Here is an 18820-nt window from a genome sequence, read left to right on the forward strand (position 1 = left end):
GCTTCGCTGGTCTCGAATGTGATCCCTCACATGGGCGCCCCTAGGCGCCGACGAACACCCGCGGTGCGAGGTGGCCTGGCTGCGGCATCCGCTCTTTCGCTGGGCGTATTTTCGTATTAGTATCACTAACATGAAAGCCCGTCAGTACACGATGACGGCCCGGGCGGATGCGGCGCGGGAGACCGGCGAGCGGATCCAGGCAGCGGCGTTCGCACTGCTCTCGACCCGCTACTACGACGATGTAACGCTCGACGCGATCGCCTCCGACGCCGAGGTGACCGTGCAGACGGTGATCCGCCGGTTCGGATCCAAAGACGGCCTCGTACGGGCACTCATCTCGCCGGTCACGTCGCAGGTGTCGGCACAGCGTGGCGACGCGCCGATGGGCGACATCGTCGGCACGGTTGCGAATCTCGTAGAGCACTACGAGCGGATGGGCGACCTGGCCATGCTGCTCCTGCGCCAGGAAGAACGGGTGCCCCCCTACGCCGAGGCGACCGCCGTGGGCAAGCAGTTCCACTCCGACTGGGTGCGATCCGTCTTCTCCCCTTGGCTCGACGCCCGCATCGGAGTCGGGCGCGAACGCCTGCACGCCCAATTGCTGGCGATGTGCGATGTCTTCACGTGGTACCTGCTGCGACGACAGCAGGGCCTCTCCCGGCGCCAGACAGAACTGGCGCTCACCGGACTCCTGAAGGGAGTGCTCTCATGAAGGTCCTCGCCTACACCTCGCCCGCCCGCGGGCACCTGTTCCCAACCGTGCCGATCCTGCTCGAGCTGCAACGTCGCGGGCACAGGGTCGTATTGCGCACGATCGCCGCCGAGGTGCCGCGGATGCGCGAGCTCGGCTTCACGGCCGACCCGATCTCGCCCGAGATCGAGGCGATCACCCATGACGACTACCGCGCGCCGACGCAGATGAAGGCGATCGAGCGTGGGATCCACGTCATGACTCGCAGGGCGGTGCTCGAGATTCCCGAGATCAGACGGGCGATCGACGCTGAGTCCCCCGATGCGCTCCTCATCGACACGAACACCTGGGGTGCGGCCGTAGCGGCCGAAGCCTGGGGCGGGCCGTGGGCGATCCTCCAGCACTTCCCGAGCCCACTGCCGTCCAAGGAAGTGCCGCCATTCGGTCCCGGCTTCAAGCCAGCCGAACGGGCCATCGGCCGACTCCGGGATCGCCTGCTGCGTCCGATCATCTACGCCGGCTTCGCACGCGCCATCCTGCCGCCGATCAATGAGGTTCGGCGGGACGCGGGCGTCCCGCCGATTCGTGACGTCACCGACGTGTACACCCGGTCGCCGCTCGTGCTCTACCTCACGTCGAAGGCGTTCGAATACCCGCGCACCGACTGGCCCGACTCGTTCTGCTTCATCGGGCCGATCGTCTGGGATCCGCCGACCGAGCGACCGACGTGGATCGATTCGATCAGTCGGCCCGTCGTGCTCGTGACCACGTCGTCGGAGTTCCAGGACGACGGCGCGCTCGTGCAGGTGTCGCTCGCCGCCCTCGCCGACGAAGACGTCGAGGTGGTCGCGACCATGCCCGCGGGCGCCGGGTCGTTCCCGGTGCCTGTGAACGCCCGGGTCGAGGAGTTCGTGCCGCACTCGCACCTGTTGCCCCATGCCGAGGTGGTCGTGACCCACGGCGGAATGGGAGCCACCCAGAAGGCGCTCACCGCCGGGGTGCCGGTGGTCGTGGTGCCGTGGGGACGCGACCAGGCCGAGGTCGGGCGCCGCGCTGAGGCGGCGGGCGTCGGGGTGTTCCTGCCCAAGAAGAAGCTGACGCCCGAGGCGCTGCGAGACGCCGTGCACCGGGCGCGGGCACTGAAGCCAGCCGCCAAGGCGTTCGGCGAGGCGATGCAGCGCGAGGGTGGCGCCCCGCTCGCCGCCGACCGGATCGAGCAGCTCGTCGGAGCCCCGGCCCGACCCACGCGCGGAGGGTGAATGCAGGCGCCCGGCGTAGCGGCGTCAGCCCGACCGCCGCTGCGGGGCCGACGCGACGCGGTCCCCGCGGCGCGTCGGCCTCACTCCGGCGCGACGTCGATGAGCACCTTGCCGACGACTCCGCCCCCGACCGCGTCGTGGGCGGCCGCGGTCTGCTCGAGCACATACCGATGCAGCGGGAGTCCCGCCTCCGGGCCGATCGCCAGGGCTCCGTCGCGCGCGGCGGCCGTCACGTCTTCGCCGGCCGCGATCCACGCATCCGCGCCCATCGTGTAGATCAGCACGAACTGGTACCGGAGGTTCAGCATGATCGCCCGGCCGAAATCGAGCGCCACCGGCGCGCCCCCGTCGTTGGCGTAGCTGGCGATCGTCGAGCGTTCGTGCGCCACGGCATGGTTGAGTTCGGCGTTCGCACCGGCAGCCACTTCGACGACGATATCGACGCCGTGGGGCACGATCGCCCGGATCCGGCCCGCGGCATCCGCATCGCGATAGTTGACGACATGGTGGGCGCCCGCAGCTGTGGCGAGGGTCGCCTTCTCCTCGCCGCTCACCGTGGTGATCACCGTCGCGCCGGCCCATCTGGCGAGCTGGATCGCGGCGTGCCCGACGGCGCCCGCTCCCCCGGCCACCAGCACGGTCTTTCCATCCAGTGCGCCGGTGTGCAGCCGTGCCGGCGCATCCTCAGACACGGTCAGGGCGCGGTGCGCCGTGACCGCGGGAACGCCGAGACTCGCCCCGACATCGAACGACACCTCGTCGGGCAGCGGGAAGGCCCGCTCGGCGAGGGTGATCGTGACCTCCTGGGCGGTGCCCGACACCGGACGCTTCCAGCCCGAGATCGCCAGCCACACGCGGTCGCCCACGGCGAAGTCGGTGACGCCCTGGCCCACCGCGTCGACCACGCCGGCGCCGTCCTGGTTGGGCACGGTCTCACCGGTCGCCGCGGCCGACCCCGACCCGCGGCGCGCCTTCCAGTCCGTCGGGTTCACGCCCGACACGACGACCCGCACCCGGATTTCGCCTGGGCCCGGCTCCGCGATCTCCCGCTCCGACAGTTCGATCACCGACGAATCCCCGGTGCGGCTGTAGACGATGGCTCTCATGGTGGGTGCAACCGGGCAGCCGCGCTCGCGATTCCGTTCCCGGTCGCCGGCGACCCTGAATCCGACTCTTCGGTCAGGGAGTTCACCTCGTCGTATACTCGTCCCGTCCAGGCGCACGACGCGCCGGTGCCCGAAAAATGGGCACGAAGCCGACCCCGCCACGAGCGGTTCGCGCGAGACACATACGGAACCCGCATCCGTCATCGTCTCGAAAGGCTTCGTCATGCCCTCCGTCTCCTCGCACGTCGCCCGCACCCTCGCCGCCCACGTCGACCACGTCTTCGGCGTCATGGGCAACGGCAACGCCTGGTTCCTCGACGCGCTCGAACGCGAGACCGGCGCGCGGTTCACCGCCGTGCGCCACGAGGTCGGCGGCGTCGTCGCGGCCGACGCGTACTTCCGCGCCTCGGGCCGGCTCGCCGCCGCCACCGCGACCTACGGCGCCGGTTTCACGAACACGCTCACAGCGCTCGCCGAGGCCGCACAGGCGCGCGTGCCGCTCGTGCTCGTCGTCGGCGACGAGCCCACTTCGGGACGGCGCCCGTGGGACGTCGACCAGATCGCGCTCGCGTCGGCCGTGGGTGCACGCACCTATACCGTCGGCCGAACGGATGCCGCTGCGACGACCGTCATCGCGATCGAGCACGCCCTCGCCTACCGCATGCCCGCGGTGCTGGCGATCCCCTACGACGTCGGCGGCCTCGAGGCAGGCGAGCCCGGCGCGGCCCCGGAGCCCCGGCTCCCGCGCCCGATGGCTCCCTCGGGCGAGTTCGCGACCCGCGCCGTCGCCGAGGCGGCCCAGGCACTCGCGGGCGCGAAGCGCCCCTTCCTCCTCGCCGGTCGCGGCGCGTGGCTCGCCGGCGCCGGTGAGGCCCTCGGCGAACTCGCCGCAGCCACGGGCGCCTTCACCGCGTCGACGGCCCTCGGGCGCGGCGTCTTCCCCGACAGCCGCCACGACCTCGGCGTCACTGGCGGCTTCGGCGCCGAGGGCGCGATGGAGCTCGTGCGCCAGGCCGACGTCGCGGTGGTGTTCGGCGCTTCGCTCAACCAGTTCACGATGCGCTTCGGCGAGCTCTTCTCGCCCGGCACGCGGGTCGTGCAGGTCGACGTGGCGCCCGCCGCGACGCATCCGCACGTCGGCAGCTACGTTCGCGGGGATGCCGCCATCGTCGCCCGCGCGCTCGTCGCCGAGCTGCTCGCACTCGGCGCAGCCCCGTCGGGATGGCGCGAGTCGGTCGACGTCGCTGCGCTCGCGGCCCTGCCGGCCGGCGACGGCCTCGCCGCCGACGGGCGCCTCGACCCGCGCAGCGTCGCCGCCCGGCTCGCCGAGCTGCTCCCCGAGGATCGCGTCGTCGTCTCGGACGGCGGGCACTTCATCGGCTGGGCGAACATGTACTGGCCCGTCGCCTCACCCGACCGGATGATCATGGTGGGCACGGCGTTCCAGTCGATCGGCCTCGGCTTCCCGAGCGTCGCGGGCGCGGCAGCCGCCGATCCGGATGCCGCGATCGTGCTCACGACCGGCGACGGCGGCGGGCTCATGGCACTGGCCGACCTCGAGACCGCCGTGCGCACCGCCGCGGGCCGCGGCATCGCCGTCGTCTGGAACGACGCCGCGTACAGCGCCGAGGTGAACCTCTACGGGCTCATGGGGCTCGCCGAGGCACCGATGCGGATTCCCGAGACCGACTTTGCGGGGCTCGCGGCTGCGGTCGGCGCCGAGGGTGTCGTCGTGCGCACGCTCGCCGACCTCGATCGCCTCGACGAGTGGAACGGCGAACCGGTCGCCGAGCGCCGATTCCTGCTGCTCGACTGCCGCATCTCCGGCGCCGTCGTCGCCCCCTACCAGCAGGAGATCATTCGCGTGAACTCCGGTGGTTGAGTAGCGCCGGGGGGCGCGGGGGCCGACACGCGAGCAACTCGCCGCGACCCGAGATGCGCAGCGGTCCCGCCGCGTACGGGGCGAGCGCCGTCGTGCCGCGCGGCAGCGGGAGCCCGCCGTCCGCGGTTTCCAGCGTGAGCGAGCCGTCGGTCACGACGAGCACCGCGAAGCCCCGCTCGAGCTCCACGTCGCCATCGACCGCCGCACGCTCGAGGAGGAAGTACGGATCTGCCACAGCCGGAAGCACCGACTCCCCCGCCCCCGCCGGCCGCACGAGCCGCGCGATCTCCTCAGGGCTGCGGCGGCGACGCTCTACCGCCTGCAGGGCGACCGGGAAGCCGAGCCCGAGGTGACCGTCGCGAGCACCGTCGAGGTCGAAGCCTTCCCACTCCACGAGGATCGAGAGATCCTCAGGCTCCTGCAGCTCGACGAGCAGCACGCCCTCGCCGATGGCGTGCAGCACGCCCGGCGGCACGTAGACGACGTCACCCGGCGCGACGCTCACGCAGTGCAAGAGGCCCAGCATCCGATCTCCATCGCGCTGCTCCACGAGTCCGAAGAGCTCGATCCCGCCCACGTCGCGCACCAAGCCCAGGTGCACCTCGCCGCCCTGCAGGATGTACCACGCCTCTGCCTTGCCGTGCGCGCGGCCGAGGTGGTGCCGGGCGAAGTCGCGCGGCGGGTGGGCGTGCACGGGCAAGCGCTGGCCGGCGTCGAGGAGCTTCACGAGCAGCATCGGGTCGGCGCCCCATCGCGAGACGTGCGCCTCGCCGAGCCACCCGAACGGATCGGCGACGATCGCGTCGGCGAGCAGGCGCCCGTCGGGCAGGGTGCTGAGACCGAGGCTCGACTCCCCCGCGAGCGTCGTGACCGACGCGACCCAGTCCTCTGGCTCGTGATCGCCGGCGGGCTGCTCGCCGCGGAAGTCCGTGATGCGCCGGCCGCCGCGATAGAAGCGCTCGGGCGGTCGGTTCGAGGGCAGGACGAGCACGCTCATAGGCGAACCCGGCTCGGCGTGAGGGCGGCGATGAAGCCGCCGATGAAGGTGTCGCCGAGCCCGATCGTGGCGGGCCGGTCGGTCTCGAGCACGAGCGCCGCGCGGCAGACGAGGCGGCCTTCGAAGCGCGCCTCGAGCTCGGCCGCGACGGCCGAGCCCTCGGGCTTCTCGGGCAGCGCGCCGGTGCGGGCGTAGTCGGCAGCCGTGTGCCCGTCGCCGATGAGGTAGCGGGTGCTCGCCATCACGATGCCGCCGCGCAGGGCATCGGCGTAGTCGGCCGCGGTCTCACCGAGGGCGAGCGACCAGTACTTGGTGTGGATCACGAGGCACGCGGCGGGAATGAGGGCGGATGCCTCGGCGAGCGCGGCCTCGATCGCCGACGCATCGAGCAGGTCGATGGTGCGCCCGAGGTAGGCGAAGAGCTCGTCTTCATTGAGGCTGTACACGTCGACGGCGTCGACGAGGGCGTCGCGCACGACATGGCTGAACGCGGGCTCGTGATAGCCGGCGTCCTCGTAGATCGCCACGGCCTCGGCGGGCAGCTCGGCGAGGTGGCGGCGGATCTGCCCGACGCGTGCGTCGAGCACCGCGGCATCCTGAATCGTGTTGAAACCCGAGACGAGGAACACCCGGGCATCGGCGAGCGTCGTGGCGAGGGCGTCGCTGAGCACGAGCTCGCGGTTCGGCGGGTCGTTCGTGTAGATGATGCGGTTCGGATGCGGCGCCACGAGGTCGAGGTCGCCGCGACGCACCGCGGCACCTGGCGCGTACTGCACGATGAGGTGCGGATCCGTGGAATCGGCGATCGCGCTGCACACGTACTCGATGCCCTCGGGCAGCAGCGCGCGCACGTGGTCGTCGATGCTCACGAGGTGCACGAGACTCGTCATCCCGAGGCTGTGCATGGCGATCGCCGCGCGCACCGGCGTGCCACCGAGGGTGATGCGCGTGTCGAACCGGGCGGCGAAGGCCTCGACGATGTCGGAGGAGGCGACGAATCGCTCTCCCCCGACACCGTCGCGCAGGAATGCGAGCAACGTCACGACGAGGCTCCGCTCGTCGACCACCGCGAGGCGGGCGTCGAGCTCGGCGGCACCGATTCCGTAGAGGTCGACGAGGTCTTCGATCACCGCGCTGTTCCACGCGATCTCGTAGTCGACGGTGCCGCCGAGCCCGAGTACTCGCTCGTTCATCGCCCTCCGCTCCGATGGGTCGACGCCTCGCCGTTCCGACACAGCACAGCGCCGCTCCTAGTACAGCGCAGCCTTGCCGGCCGCGTCGAACAAGTCGATCTTCTGGGCTGCGACGACCTGCATCGCCGCGATGCACGGCGGCTGGATGGAGTTCGGCTCGCGCAGCGATGTGTCGGCCAGCACTTCGCGCATCTTGTCGTGATAGGCCACCTTGATGTCGCTCGAGATGTTGATCTTGTTGATGCCGAGCTTCACCGATCGCCCGATCTCGTCATCAGGGTTGTTCGAGCCGCCGTGCAACACGAGCGGAATCCCCACGGCCGCCTTGATCTCGCGCAGCAGGTCGAGCTTCAGCGCGGGCTTCATGCTCGCGGGATAGATGCCGTGCGAGGTGCCGATCGCGATGGCGAGACTGTCGACGCCCGTCTGCTCGACGAATCGCACCGCGTCATCCGGAACCGTGTAGATGATGTCGTCGGTGCCGTCTTCGGCCTCATTGTCGGTCTTGCCGATCGTGCCGAGCTCGCCCTCGACCGAGAGGCCCACGACATGCGCCGCGTCGACCACGCGCTTCGTCATCGCCACGTTCTCGTCGAACGGCGACATCGACTTGTCGATCATGACCGAGGTGAAGCCGCTCTGGATGGCGGTGAGCATCTGCTCGAAGCTGCCGCCGTGATCCCAGTGGATGACGACGGGCACCGAGGCGCGATGGGCACGCGCGCGGATGGCCTGGATGAGGTCCACCCCGAGGTGGCTCACTTCGTCGGGGTGGATCGCGACGATGAGCGGCGCGTTCTTCTCCTCGCTGATGTCGATGACGCCGTTGAACATCGCATAGTCGCTGATGTTGAAGGCGGGCACCGCGAAGTCGTTCTCGTTCGCCACGGTGAGAAGGTCGTTGCCATTGATGAGCACTGCTGGGTCTCCTTGTTTTCGGTAGTTGGTCGTGGGCGGGCGTCAGCTCTTGACCGACCCGGAGGTCAGCCCGCCGATGAAGTAGCGCTGGAAGAAGAGGAAGAGGATCAGCACCGGAACCGAACCGAGGATGCTCATCGCCATCATTTCGTTCCACTCATAGGAGTGCTGTCCCATGAGGAGTTGGATGCCGATCGGCACGGTGCGCATGTCCTGCGTCTTCGTGAGGGTGAGCGCGAAGAGGTATTCGTTCCACGCGATCATGAACGTGTACACGCCCACCGACACGATGCCCGGCACCGAGATCGGCACGAGGATGCGCCAGAGCGCCGTCATCGAGCCGGCGCCGTCGACGCGCACGGCCTCGTCGAGCTCGCGCGGCAGGGTGTTGAAGTAGCCGGTCATCATGATGATCGCGTAGGGCAGCGTGAACACCATGTACGTGAGGATGAGCCCCGGGTAGGTGTTGTAGAGCCCGAGCGTCACCATGAGCCCGAAGTACGGGATGAGCAGGGTGATCGGCGGCACGGCCTGCACGCTCACGATGATCATGTTGAGCGGGCGCTTGAAGCGGAACTCGAAGCGGCTGAACGCGTAGGCGGCGAGGATCGCCACCACGAGCGTGAACGCGGTGACCGAGAGCGACACCACGTAGCTATTGACGAAGAACCGCACCTTCTCGGGGTCGGTGAGAATCGTCACGTAGGCGTCGAACGAGAAGCTCTCGGTGACGAGGCGCGGCGGGTACTCGAAGATCTCGGTGTTCGACTTGAACGAGATCGCGAGCATCCAGAGCACGGGGAAGCCCGCGAACGCCGCGCCGGCGAGGAGTCCGAGGATCACGAGGACCTTCTTGGTCATGCGTTGCCGCGTGCGCGAGATGGTGGTGGTGGTCATGGCTCAGTCCCTCGCCCGCTGGTGTCGTACGTAGAAGAAGGCCAGCACCATCGAGAGCAGCAGGATGATGACCGCGCTCGTTGAGGCGAGCGCGAACTCGTACCGGCTGAAGGCGAGCTTGTAGGTGAAGGTGCTCAGCATCTCGGTGACGTGGATGGGCCCGCCGCCGGTCGTCATCCAGATGAGCGCGAACTGCTGCGAGGTCCAGATGAGGTCGAGCAGCGTCATGCTGATGATGATCGGGCGCAACTGCGGAAGCGTGACGTTGCGGAAGCGCTGCCAGCCGTTCGCACCGTCGACCGTCGCCGCCTCGTACAGGTCGGCCGGGATGCCCTGCAGGCCTGCGAGCAGGCTGATCATGAAGAACGGGTAGCCGGCCCAGATGTTGATGAACGTCACGGCGCCGAGAGCCAGCGACGGTGACGAGAGCCACTCGACATCGCTGGAGAGCAGGTAGTTGACGACGCCGTTGGGATTCAGCAGCATCCGCCAGAGCACGGCGATCACCGCCGCGGTGAACAGCCACGGCAGGATGTAGATCACCCGGAACACCGCCCGGCTCGCGCGGCTGACGAGGGGGCTGTTGAGCAGCATCGAGAAGCCGAGGCCGAGCAGCAGGTGCGCAACCACGCTCACGATCGTGAAGAACAGCGTGTTGCCGAGTGCGGTTGCGAACACCCCGTCGGTCAGCACCTCCACGAAGTTCTCGATCCCGACGAACTCGGGGTTCTTCTTCGTGATGACGTTGTCCATGAACGAGTAGCCGATGACGAGCACGATGGGCACGATCATCAGCACGAGCATGAGCACCGCCGTGGGGGCGATGAAGGCGTAGGGCTCGCCGGGGTGGCCGAGACGACGTCGTCGCGCGGGCCCCTGCATCGGGGTGGGTGTCGGTGGCGGCGCGGAGGGTTCCGCGCTCTCGGTGAGAGTGGTGGTGGTGGTGATCATCATCAGGTCAGCCTCCTGCGGGGAGACCGCGCCACGGTGCGTGACCGTGGCGCGGCCTCGTGCCTCTGCACGGGTCAGAATTCGGCGAGCCATGCTTCTTGGGTCTTCTCGAGCATCTCGTCGACCGATTGGCCGCCGTCCAGGAGCACCTGGAACTGCTCGTCGAAGAGCCGCATGAGCTGTTCCGCCACCGGCAGGCCGGTGAACTCGTTGGCGGGGTATCCGTTCTGGTAGATCTCGAACGCCGTCGCGAAGAGCTCGTCTTCGGCAACGAAGTCGGGAACCGACTCGGTGTTGCCCGGGAACGCGTTCGCGATCGACGACAGCTTCGAGTTCGTTTTCTCGCTCATGAGGAACTCCACGAGCTTGAACGCCTCGGCCTTGTGCTCCGAGCTGTCGGCCACGCCGATGCCCCATGAGGCGTAGGGGATGCCCCGCTCGCCGTCGAACCCGTCATCTGCGGGCAGCGCCGAGATGCTGAAGTTCAGGTCGGGGTTGGACTCGCGAATGAGGTTGATGTGCGCGAGCGAGTCGATCATCATGCCCACTCGGCCGTTGGTGAACTCCTCGACCTTGTCCTGCTCCTTCATGGTGAAGGCGCCGGGCGCGATCGCACCGTCGTCCCACAGGCCCTTGACGTACTCGACGGCGCTCGTCACGTCGCTGTTGGTGACATCGGGCTGGCCGTCGTCGTCGAGCATGCTGCCGCCGGTCGCCCAGACCCACGACATGACGTCGTTCTGGATTCCGTTGGGCGCCTCGAGCGAGAGTGGAAGGATCCAGCCGCTCGTGTCCTCGCCGAGGCCGGCGACGGCGTTCGCGGCGGCCGTGAACTCGGTGCGGTTGGTGGGTGCGGCGGCCACGCCCGCCTGGGCGAGCAGGTCGTCGTTCGTGAACATCGGGTAGACGAAGTTGACGACCGGGATCATGTAGGTGGCGCCATCGACCTGGATCTGGCTTGCCAGTTCGCTGTCGTCGTAGTCGCTCTCGCCCATGAGTTCGGTCAGGTCGGCGATCGCGCCCTGGTTGGCGAAGTCGCTCACCCAGGCGCCGTCGAGGCCGACGACGTCGGACATGGTGCCGGCTGCGGCGCCGGCGAACAGCTGTTCCTTCGTGGAGGCGTACGGCCCGCTGAGCAATTCGACCGTGATGCCCGGGTTCTCTGCCTCGAACTCGTCCATCAGTTCACGGAAGGCGCCGTCGGGTAGTTCCGGCTCCCACCATTGCGCGAATTCGAGTACGACGTCGCCGTCGCCCGATCCGCTGTCGCTGCTCGCGCTGCATCCCGCAGTCGCGAACAGTGCCACCGCTGCGACCGACGTTCCGAGAACCCGAAGGGTCCGCCGCCGGTCGTGAGCCTCTTTGCTCATGATTCTCCATTCTGAGATTTGCAGTATTGCGCTGTTATTTGCGCATTGATGCGACTTCTGGATGCTAGTCCTCTCAGAACGGATCGGTCAATAGGGATCGGATGCCGCGTAGTCGGTGCATCCGCGGCCCTCATGTTCAAGGCGAGCCAAATCGGCGATGCTGTTTTGTGCTCTGTCTTGCTGATATACGCTCAACACAAGCGCTCACAAGGCGCAAGTGTGCTAGAAGTTGCTTATGGCAGCGCCCAGAAGCGAATCCCCGGGGGAACACGTGCGACATCTGCCAGCCGGCCGTCGAGCCGACCTCGCCGACTACGTCTCGGCGAGCGGGCAGGTGACCGTCGCCATGCTCGCCGAGCGCTACGGCGTCTCGATCGACACCATCCGCCGCGACCTCGACCAGCTCGATGCCGAGGGCGTGCTCGTGCGCACCCACGGTGGCGCGGTGAGCGCCACGGCCACTCCGCGCACCGACCGCGGCCTCGACGTGCGACTGCACATGCAGGCCGAGGAGAAGGAACGCATCGCCGAGCTCGCCGCCGAGCTCATCCCCGACGGCGCCGTCATCATGCTCAACGCGGGCACCACGACGCTCGCCGTCGCCCGGCATCTGCGCAACCACCGCGAGCTCACGATCGCCACGAACAACCTGCGCATCCCGGCCGAGATCTCGCCGAAGGTCTTCCGAGACCTCTACGTCTTCGGGGGCTCGGTGCGCTCGATCACGCAGGCCACCACCGGCCCGATCAGCTTCAAGGTCGCCGCGGGCGGCGGCGAGATCGACCTGCAGTGCGACCTCGCGCTCATCGCGGTGGGCGCGGTGTCACCGACCGGCGGCTACTCCACGAGCAACCTCGGCGACGCGGCCATGATGGCCGAGATGATGTCGCGCGCCACGCGCGTGGCGGTGCTCGCCGACTCCTCGAAGTTCGGGCGGCGACTGTTCGCCCAGGTCGCCGAGCTCGGCCGCGCCGACTACTTCATCACGGATGCCGCCCCGCCGCCCGACCTCGAAGAGGCCCTGCGCCAGAGCGACGTCGAGATCATCACCCCCGGCGGCTGAGTAGCGCCGGGCGCAGCCCGACGCGTATCGAAACCACCGACATCGCGATGCTGTACATATTTATGTACATGTTTGATAACATTGATGCCATGACCAAGGCTCCCCCGACGGACCCAGACGTCGTCCTGCCGGTTGCCGAGGCGCGCTCAGCGCTCTCGGTCATGCTTCGCAACTTCCGCGAACTCGGACCGGATGCCACTCCGGTTGTCATCGGATCGCACCGCCGGCCTGAGGCGGTCCTGATTCCCTACGAGCGGTTCGTCTCGAGCCAGCTCGCCGCTGGACAGGAAACCGCCGCCCGGCCAGGCCCGCGCGGACACCGCCTGCTCGACGACCTCCGCCGCCGCCGAGCAGTCATCGAGCGCCTCGCGCGGGCCAACCGCATCTCGTCGGTCCAAGTCTTCGGCTCGGTCGCCCGAGGCGACGAGACTCCGTCGAGCGACGTCGATCTCCTGGTCGACCCGCAGGATGACGCGTCGCTCTTCGACATCGCCCAGTTCGAGCTCGACATGGAGTCGCTGTTCGAGCGAGCGGTCGACGTCGTCTCGCGCCGCTCACTCGACGCCGACCGCGATCGAGCGGTGCTCGACGAGGCAATCGACCTGTGAGGCCGGCCGAGCGCGTGGAGCGCTGGCTCAGCGACCTGACGGCCACGCTCGACGTCGCCGCTCTCCTGGTCGCACGCGGACGCGACGAGTTCGACCGCGACCCTGCGTTGCCACTCGCCTTCGAGGCGCTCTCGAACCGCGTGGGCGACCTCTCGAAGCGGCTGACCGCCGCAGATCCGGCGCGTTTCGACGACCCGCTCTGGTCTCAGGCGGCCCGCAACCGCGACTTCCTGGTGCACCACTACGACCGCGTCGACTCGCACGCGCTGTGGGTCACGGCGTCGCGCAGCTTCCCCGAGCTGCACCAGCTCGTGAGAGACGTGCGCGGTGACCCGGTGGTTGAGTAGCCAGCGAAGCAGGCGTATCGAAACCACGTCGAGGTGATCTCGATACGCGTCGCGCTTCGCGCGGCGCTACTCGATCACCGGGGTCCGGAGAGCTGGATCAGGCCAGCGCTCGTGGGTCGGAACCCGCATGCATCGAAGTAGAAGCTCTTCAGGTGATCGTCGAAGTCGACGTGGAGCCACTCGCAGCCTGCCTCCCTGGAATGCTCCGTGGCAACCGCGACGAGTCGCTTCCCGATGCCCCGTCGGCGAGCTCGAGATGCCACCAGAGTGTCTTCGATGAACGCGTGCGCGTGACCATCCCAGATCACGTTGACGAAGCCCACGAGCCCCTGATCGTCGCGCGCGGTGACCCAACCCAGGCTCAGGCGCGAAAGCCGGTCAGTCCAATCGTCAGCGGCTTGTGCATGGTCGAAGCCCTCCGCGTGCAGCCCGTTGATCTCTTCGTTCCGAACGGCTCCGCGCCATTCCCACGTGATCGTCATGCTGAACAGCATTGCCTACGGTCGCGCACCGAGCGGCGACGACCCGAGCGACTCTGCCCCGAGCTGGTAGGTGCGGAGTCGCCCGCACATGCCGAATCGCCGATCACCCGGGTTCGCGGATGCCTCGTAGACGCCCGCCGCGAGCAAGGAGCTCCAATCGCCCTGCGCGAGGCCGGCCATCGAGCGCCGGGTCTCGTCGGCTTGCGCGCCGACGACGCCGTCCCAGATGTCCTGCCACTCTCCGACACGCGGCTGCACGATCCGAGCCGCCGCGGCGGCGAACGCCTCGAAGGGCGCGAAGTCGCCCACCGCTGCCGCGGCGCGAAGCTCGAGGAACCCCTGCACGGCGAGATCCCGGCGCCGGTCGGCATCCGCTTGGCGCTCGGACTCCGTCGACCGCTCGGGCAGCTGACCTACCGACAGATACGTCGCGGCGTCGACGAGCTGCTCGGCCGGGAAGGTCATCACCGCGTCGCCCGCCTCGGGCAATCCGGCGTTCTGCATGAGCACGAGCACGCGCAGGTCGCCGTCGTTGATCGCTCGATGCACGGTGCCGGGTGTGAACCACACGACGACGCCCGGCTCGAGCTGCGTCTCCTGCACACCCGAACGGTTGAGCGTCTGGAGCCGGCCCCGACCGCCGACGACCACGTAGGATTCCGCCGACACGAGGTGCATGTGCGGGCTCCCGCCGCGGAGCCCGTCGATCGACTCGGTGTCGTAGACGTCGAGCCACGAGACAGCAGTGCCGCCCGGGAACGTCGAGGCGTCGCTCACCGCGCCACCGCCGCGCGATCAGCCATGCGATCCCCTCACTCGATCCCCCGCACTGTCAGATTCCATGGTGGCATGCGCCCTGCACGCCGTTGCGCTGCACCTCCAGTACCGGCGCGACTGTCGGATGCCGGTGGCAAGCTGAATACATGGCGATCGAGGTGCGCCCCGCGACCGTGTTCGTCGACGTGAAGGCGATGGTCGGGCCCAAGCGGCCCGATGCGAACGTGTGCTGGTGCCTGAGCTACCGCATCCCCTCGAAGGAGAACCTCGCGCTCAAAGGCCCTGCGCGTGGTGAGCTCGTGCAGCAGCTGGTGCAGCAAGACCCTCCGCCCGGCGTCCTCGCCTATGACGGCGACGAGGTGGTGGGCTGGGCGGCAGTGCACCCGCGCGCCGACACGAGCTTCGCTCGCAACCGCAGGATCCCGCACGTCGACGACCTCGAGGTGTGGTCGGTGTGGTGCATCCGTGTGCGTCCGGGGCATCGCGGCGAGGGCATCTCTCATCACCTGCTCGAGGGCGCTGTCGAGTTCGCCCGCGACCACGGCGCACCCGCCATCGAGGGCTACCCGCTCGACAACAAAGGCGAGAAGATCGACCTCACGATGGCCTACGCCGGCACCCGCAAGCTGTTCGAGAAGGCCGGGTTCACGAAGGCGGCCGACACCGACTCGGTGCTGAACGGCTTTCCGCGCGTGCTCATGCGGCTCGACTTGCGCTGACCTGCGCTGCCGGCGCGTCAGCCCTGGAAGTCCTCGGGATCCACCTCGTCGAGGAACTGCTTGAACTTGTCGACCTCCTCCTCCTCTTCGGCGGGCTGCTCCGTGAACTCGGCGGGGATCCCGGCCTCGTCGAACACCTGGTCGGCGACGAAGAGCGGCGCCTCTGCGCGCACGGCGAGCGCGACGGCATCCGACGGGCGCGCGTCGATCACCCGCGTGCCGAAGGTGGTGGTGAGGGTGATCTCGGCGTAGAACGTGCCGTCCTCGATGCGGGTCACCTCCACGCGATCCACCGTGGCGTCGACGGTGTCGAGCAGCGTCTTCATGAGGTCGTGCGACAACGGCCGGGGCGCCTGCTCACCCTCGACGGCGATGAGGATGGAAGTCGCCTCCTGAGCGCCGATCCAGATCGGCAGGACGCGCGCAGCGGCGCCATCGTCGAGCAGCGGCTTGAGCAGCACGATGTGCTGCTGCGCGGCATCGAGCGCAATGCCGAGGACTCGGACCTGGACCATGGCGACTCCCGTCGAAGGATCGGGCGTGACACTGCCATCGTAGATCGGGTCGCCGACGGCCGCCTGGCGTGTCGGGTTCCGGGCGTTCGAGCTGGTCCTTCATGTCGCAATTTTCGAAGCCGAAAACTCCGGCTTGTCCACCCTCTGGCCGCACGGAACGAAGTTCGCCACGATAGGCGCATGGACGTCACCGACTGGCTCCTCGACGCCGATCCGTCGATCCGCTGGCAGGTCATGCACGACCTGCTCGACGCGCCGGCCGAAGCGGTTGCGGCAGAGCGATCCCGCGCCGCCCTCGAGGGATGGGCAGCCGGGTTGCTCGCGCTGCAACGCGAAGATGGCTACTGGAGCGGTGACGTGTACGGCGCGAATCGCGAGCGCACCAGCGTCACCTGGACACTGCACCTGCTGCGGCGGCTTGGCATCGATCCGGATGCCGCGCCCGTTCGCGCGGCCGTGAGCCGGGTTCGCGACGGCGTGACCTGGCGCGAGTGGGACGACCGACCGTACTTCCACGGCGAGATCGAACCGTGCGTGAACGGCGGCGTGCTCGCCCTCGCGACGTATTTCGGCGAGCTCGGCGAGGGCAGCGACCGCATCGTCGAGCTGCTGCTGCAGGAACAGCTCTACGACGGCGGCTGGAACTGCGACGCCCCCAAATCGAAGCGGTCGTCATTCGACACGACGCTGTGCGTGCTGGAGGGGTTGCAGGAGTACGAGCGTGCTGTCGGAGACGCGGATGCCGCGGTCACCGATGCCCGCCGTCGCGGCGAGGAGTACCTGCTGCAACGCAACCTGTTCCGGCGGCAGTCGACTGGGGCGATCGTCCTGCCGCGATATGTGAACCTCTCATTCCCGCCGTACTGGTACTACGACGTGCTGCGAGCGCTCGACTACTTCCGCGCCACCGGTGATCGCCCCGACCGCCGAGTCTCCGACGCGATCGAGCTCGTGCTCCGCGAGCGCGGCAACGACGGACGATGGCGGGCCGGCATGCCGCGGCCCGGCGAGGTGCACTTCCCCGTCGACGCTCCGGAAGGTGAGCCCAGTCGCTGGAACACCCTCCGCGCCCTGCGGGTACTGCGGTGGTACCACTCCGCCTGAACCGCCGTATGGGGTGCTCTGCGATGATGGTCATCATGCCCGAATCAATCCGGCGTGAGTCGCGAGTGTCGCCGCGCGTACTCGGACCGGTCATCGACGAGATGACCCGGTGTGTGCACTACCAGACCGCCGTCGACATCGTCGCGATCAAGTTCGCGTGCTGCAACGAGTACTACCCGTGCCACCTGTGCCATGCCGAGACGGCGGATCACCCCGCTGAGCAGTGGCCGCTCGGCGAACGCAACCAGGAGGCCGTGCTCTGCGGTGCCTGCGGAACCGAGCTCACGATCGAGTCCTACCTCGCGACGAACGAGTGCCTGAACTGCCGAGCGCCGTTCAACGAGCGCTGCCGCCTCCACGCCCACCTGTACTTCGAGACCGAAGACTGACGCCAGCGCTACGCGATGATGAATCGCGAGATGAGCCCGTCGCTCAGCTGGAACGTGAACGTGCCGGGTCCGTTGTACCCGTTGCCCGACACGGTCACGGTCAGCAGGTACTGGCCGTCGATCCTCCCCGGCCGAATGCCATGCACCTCGAAGTGCGCCTGCCTGCCGATGTTGTCGGTCTCGTTCCAGCTCGCGACGCCGTCACGGCCGTGGAACTCGCGTCCCCAGTCGTTGAGGTACGCGTCTGCGCTGAAGGCGGCGACGAACCCCTCGGAGTCCCCCCGGTTGGTCGCGTCGACGAACGCCTGGATCGCCGCCGGCATGCTCTGTTCCGACATGCTCGTCACCCTACCCAGCGGCAGCGTCATCCGTCAGTCCTACTCCGAGTCCTGCACGGACTCCTGCACGAGACGACGAAGCAATCGGGCGAGCGTTGCCTGCTCTTCACGGCTGAGGCCGCGCAACTCCTCGGCCTCACGGTGGGCGAGACGCCGCATGGCATCGTCCACACGCGTCGCCCCCTCGGAGGTGAGGCGGATGAGCACGCTGCGACGGTCACGCGGGTGCGGGAGTCGCTCGACGAGACCACGACGCACGAGGTTGTCGAGTCGATTCGTCATCGCCGCGCTGCCGATCATCGTGGCCTCGATCAGTTGGGCGGGGCTGAGTTCATGCGGCGATTCCGCCCTCCCGAGCGCCGCGAGAACGTCGAACTCCCAGGCAGCGAGCCCGGCCTCGCTGAACACGCTCGCCCGCAGCCGGCCGAGCCGGTTCGCCACGCGCCGGAGGCGCGACATCACGTCGAGCGGCGTCAGGTCGACACCGGGAAGACGTCGTGACCAAGCGTCGATGATCAGGTCGACCTCATCATCGCGCTCGCTCGCGCTGGGGGGCATACCTCGACGGTATCCCGATTCATGACGGACCAGACCGCTTCCGCCTCGGACTCCGCCGCACGGCCGACCCGGATGCCGCAAATTCCGCGAGCCGACCGAGCAACCTCCCCTGAAGAACAGATGGCGAACGAACCACCCGACGAGGCTCAGGCCGGCATGGACGCGTGGACGGAGTGGGCCAACCGGGCCGGCTCTGCACTAGTCGAATTCGGAACTCCGACGACCGCCGTCGGGTCAGTCGGTCCAGCGGGTTCAGCGGTCGGATCGGCGGGATCGGCCGGATCGGCGGGCGGATTCGTCGGCGGCTACTCGATCATGCAGGCCGACTCGACCGACGCACTCAAGCGCATGCTCGAAAACCACCCGCACCTCACGATGGACGGCTCCTCGATCGAGATCTACGAGCTCCTCGAGGTGCCCGGTCAGGGGTGAGCGACTCGCCGTCTGAGCACGTACGGCTCGAACGCACCGAGTGCCCCGTCACGGATGCCGCGACGCACCTCCGCTTCCGCATCGTGAAGTGACGCGTGGCGCCAACGCAACGTGGCGGTGATCTCCTGTGCCTTCCGAGTCGCCCGAGGTTCGACGGGCATACGGCATGCGGCATACGGCACTCACTCGGCCGATCTGCGTCAGACTGGAAGGTAGCCGCTTCG

22 protein-coding genes are annotated in these 18820 nt (G+C 68.4%); 10 read left to right on the forward strand and 12 right to left on the reverse strand.

Annotated features, from left to right (window positions below; all coding sequences use genetic code 11):
- The first annotated feature begins 130 nt into the window (after positions 1-130).
- Together J7E25_RS09480 and J7E25_RS09485 are read left to right on the forward strand one after the other, a co-directional pair.
- Positions 131-712 (forward strand): TetR/AcrR family transcriptional regulator, encoded by a 582-nt coding sequence (locus J7E25_RS09480; protein ID WP_214869878.1) that lies wholly within the window; start codon positions 131-133, stop codon positions 710-712.
- Positions 709-1950, forward strand: coding sequence for a glycosyltransferase (locus tag J7E25_RS09485; protein ID WP_214869879.1), 1242 nt, complete (start codon positions 709-711; stop codon positions 1948-1950). Before J7E25_RS09480 ends, J7E25_RS09485 begins: the two co-directional genes overlap by 4 nt.
- A gap of 80 nt (positions 1951-2030) precedes the next feature.
- On the opposite strand, the gene J7E25_RS09490 is transcribed toward J7E25_RS09485, so the two are convergent.
- Positions 2031-3056 (reverse strand): NADPH:quinone reductase, encoded by a 1026-nt coding sequence (locus J7E25_RS09490; protein WP_214869880.1) that lies wholly within the window; start codon positions 3054-3056, stop codon positions 2031-2033.
- Positions 3057-3279: 223 nt separating this feature from the next.
- On the opposite strand from J7E25_RS09490, the gene J7E25_RS09495 reads away from it, so the two are divergent.
- On the forward strand, positions 3280-4938 hold the full coding sequence (locus J7E25_RS09495; RefSeq protein WP_214869881.1) for a thiamine pyrophosphate-binding protein: 1659 nt from the start codon (positions 3280-3282) through the stop codon (positions 4936-4938).
- Here J7E25_RS09495 and J7E25_RS09500 read toward each other — a convergent pair.
- From J7E25_RS09500 to J7E25_RS09525, 6 genes are all read right to left on the reverse strand, one after another.
- On the reverse strand, positions 4913-5935 hold the full coding sequence (locus J7E25_RS09500) for a class I mannose-6-phosphate isomerase (RefSeq protein ID WP_214869882.1): 1023 nt from the start codon (positions 5933-5935) through the stop codon (positions 4913-4915). The two genes, J7E25_RS09495 and J7E25_RS09500, sit on opposite strands and share 26 nt — an antisense overlap.
- A complete protein-coding gene (locus J7E25_RS09505; RefSeq protein WP_214869883.1) occupies positions 5932-7128 on the reverse strand; it encodes an ADP-dependent glucokinase/phosphofructokinase in 1197 nt (398 codons plus the stop codon). Before J7E25_RS09505 ends, J7E25_RS09500 begins: the two co-directional genes overlap by 4 nt.
- 57 nt (positions 7129-7185) lie before the next feature.
- Positions 7186-8046 (reverse strand): ketose-bisphosphate aldolase, encoded by an 861-nt coding sequence (locus J7E25_RS09510; protein ID WP_214869884.1) that lies wholly within the window; start codon positions 8044-8046, stop codon positions 7186-7188.
- 42 nt (positions 8047-8088) lie between these two features.
- Positions 8089-8943 (reverse strand): carbohydrate ABC transporter permease, encoded by an 855-nt coding sequence (locus J7E25_RS09515; RefSeq protein ID WP_214869885.1) that lies wholly within the window; start codon positions 8941-8943, stop codon positions 8089-8091.
- A gap of 3 nt (positions 8944-8946) precedes the next feature.
- Entirely contained in the window at positions 8947-9897 is a 951-nt protein-coding gene (locus tag J7E25_RS09520) for a carbohydrate ABC transporter permease (protein WP_215008977.1), read from the reverse strand.
- 71 nt (positions 9898-9968) lie between these two features.
- Positions 9969-11264 (reverse strand): sugar ABC transporter substrate-binding protein, encoded by a 1296-nt coding sequence (locus tag J7E25_RS09525; protein WP_214869886.1) that lies wholly within the window; start codon positions 11262-11264, stop codon positions 9969-9971.
- A gap of 271 nt (positions 11265-11535) precedes the next feature.
- On the opposite strand from J7E25_RS09525, the gene J7E25_RS09530 reads away from it, so the two are divergent.
- From J7E25_RS09530 to J7E25_RS09540, 3 genes are all read left to right on the forward strand, one after another.
- Positions 11536-12327: a DeoR/GlpR family DNA-binding transcription regulator gene (locus tag J7E25_RS09530; RefSeq protein ID WP_308164471.1), complete on the forward strand. Its 792-nt coding sequence runs from the start codon at positions 11536-11538 to the stop codon at positions 12325-12327.
- 89 nt (positions 12328-12416) lie between these two features.
- Entirely contained in the window at positions 12417-12935 is a 519-nt protein-coding gene (locus tag J7E25_RS09535; protein WP_214869888.1) for a nucleotidyltransferase family protein, read from the forward strand.
- Positions 12932-13282, forward strand: a complete 351-nt coding sequence (locus J7E25_RS09540) for a HepT-like ribonuclease domain-containing protein (protein ID WP_214869889.1) — start codon at positions 12932-12934, stop codon at positions 13280-13282. Before J7E25_RS09535 ends, J7E25_RS09540 begins: the two co-directional genes overlap by 4 nt.
- A gap of 74 nt (positions 13283-13356) precedes the next feature.
- On the opposite strand, the gene J7E25_RS09545 is transcribed toward J7E25_RS09540, so the two are convergent.
- The gene (locus J7E25_RS09545; RefSeq protein WP_214869890.1) at positions 13357-13764 is read right to left on the reverse strand and encodes a GNAT family N-acetyltransferase; all 408 of its coding nucleotides are present in this window, start codon (positions 13762-13764) and stop codon (positions 13357-13359) included.
- A gap of 15 nt (positions 13765-13779) precedes the next feature.
- On the reverse strand, positions 13780-14541 hold the full coding sequence (locus tag J7E25_RS09550; RefSeq protein WP_308164473.1) for a cupin domain-containing protein: 762 nt from the start codon (positions 14539-14541) through the stop codon (positions 13780-13782).
- Between the two features lie 146 nt (positions 14542-14687).
- Here J7E25_RS09550 and J7E25_RS09555 point away from each other — a divergent pair, with 146 nt between their 5' ends.
- On the forward strand, positions 14688-15260 hold the full coding sequence (locus tag J7E25_RS09555) for a GNAT family N-acetyltransferase (RefSeq protein WP_214869891.1): 573 nt from the start codon (positions 14688-14690) through the stop codon (positions 15258-15260).
- 17 nt (positions 15261-15277) lie between these two features.
- Here the strand turns inward: J7E25_RS09555 and J7E25_RS09560 are convergent, their stop codons facing one another.
- Complete coding sequence (locus J7E25_RS09560) at positions 15278-15775, reverse strand: bifunctional nuclease family protein (RefSeq protein WP_214869892.1); 498 nt, start codon at positions 15773-15775, stop codon at positions 15278-15280.
- 180 nt (positions 15776-15955) lie between these two features.
- Here J7E25_RS09560 and J7E25_RS09565 point away from each other — a divergent pair, with 180 nt between their 5' ends.
- Both J7E25_RS09565 and J7E25_RS09570 read left to right on the forward strand, forming a co-directional pair.
- The gene (locus J7E25_RS09565) at positions 15956-16879 is read left to right on the forward strand and encodes a hypothetical protein (RefSeq protein ID WP_214869893.1); all 924 of its coding nucleotides are present in this window, start codon (positions 15956-15958) and stop codon (positions 16877-16879) included.
- 35 nt (positions 16880-16914) lie between these two features.
- Positions 16915-17268 carry a CHY zinc finger protein gene (locus tag J7E25_RS09570; protein WP_214869894.1) on the forward strand — a complete coding sequence of 118 codons (354 nt, stop codon included), beginning with the start codon at positions 16915-16917 and terminating at the stop codon, positions 17266-17268.
- Positions 17269-17276: 8 nt separating this feature from the next.
- Here the strand turns inward: J7E25_RS09570 and J7E25_RS09575 are convergent, their stop codons facing one another.
- Together J7E25_RS09575 and J7E25_RS09580 are read right to left on the reverse strand one after the other, a co-directional pair.
- Positions 17277-17606 carry a nuclear transport factor 2 family protein gene (locus J7E25_RS09575; protein WP_214869895.1) on the reverse strand — a complete coding sequence of 110 codons (330 nt, stop codon included), beginning with the start codon at positions 17604-17606 and terminating at the stop codon, positions 17277-17279.
- 39 nt (positions 17607-17645) lie between these two features.
- Positions 17646-18164: a MarR family winged helix-turn-helix transcriptional regulator gene (locus tag J7E25_RS09580; RefSeq protein ID WP_214869896.1), complete on the reverse strand. Its 519-nt coding sequence runs from the start codon at positions 18162-18164 to the stop codon at positions 17646-17648.
- 120 nt (positions 18165-18284) lie between these two features.
- Here J7E25_RS09580 and J7E25_RS09585 point away from each other — a divergent pair, with 120 nt between their 5' ends.
- Positions 18285-18596 (forward strand): YciI family protein, encoded by a 312-nt coding sequence (locus J7E25_RS09585; protein ID WP_214869897.1) that lies wholly within the window; start codon positions 18285-18287, stop codon positions 18594-18596.
- Positions 18597-18820: the final 224 nt, after the last annotated feature.

This window comes from Agromyces sp. ISL-38, from assembly GCF_018613935.1.
GTDB lineage: Bacteria > Actinomycetota > Actinomycetes > Actinomycetales > Microbacteriaceae > Agromyces.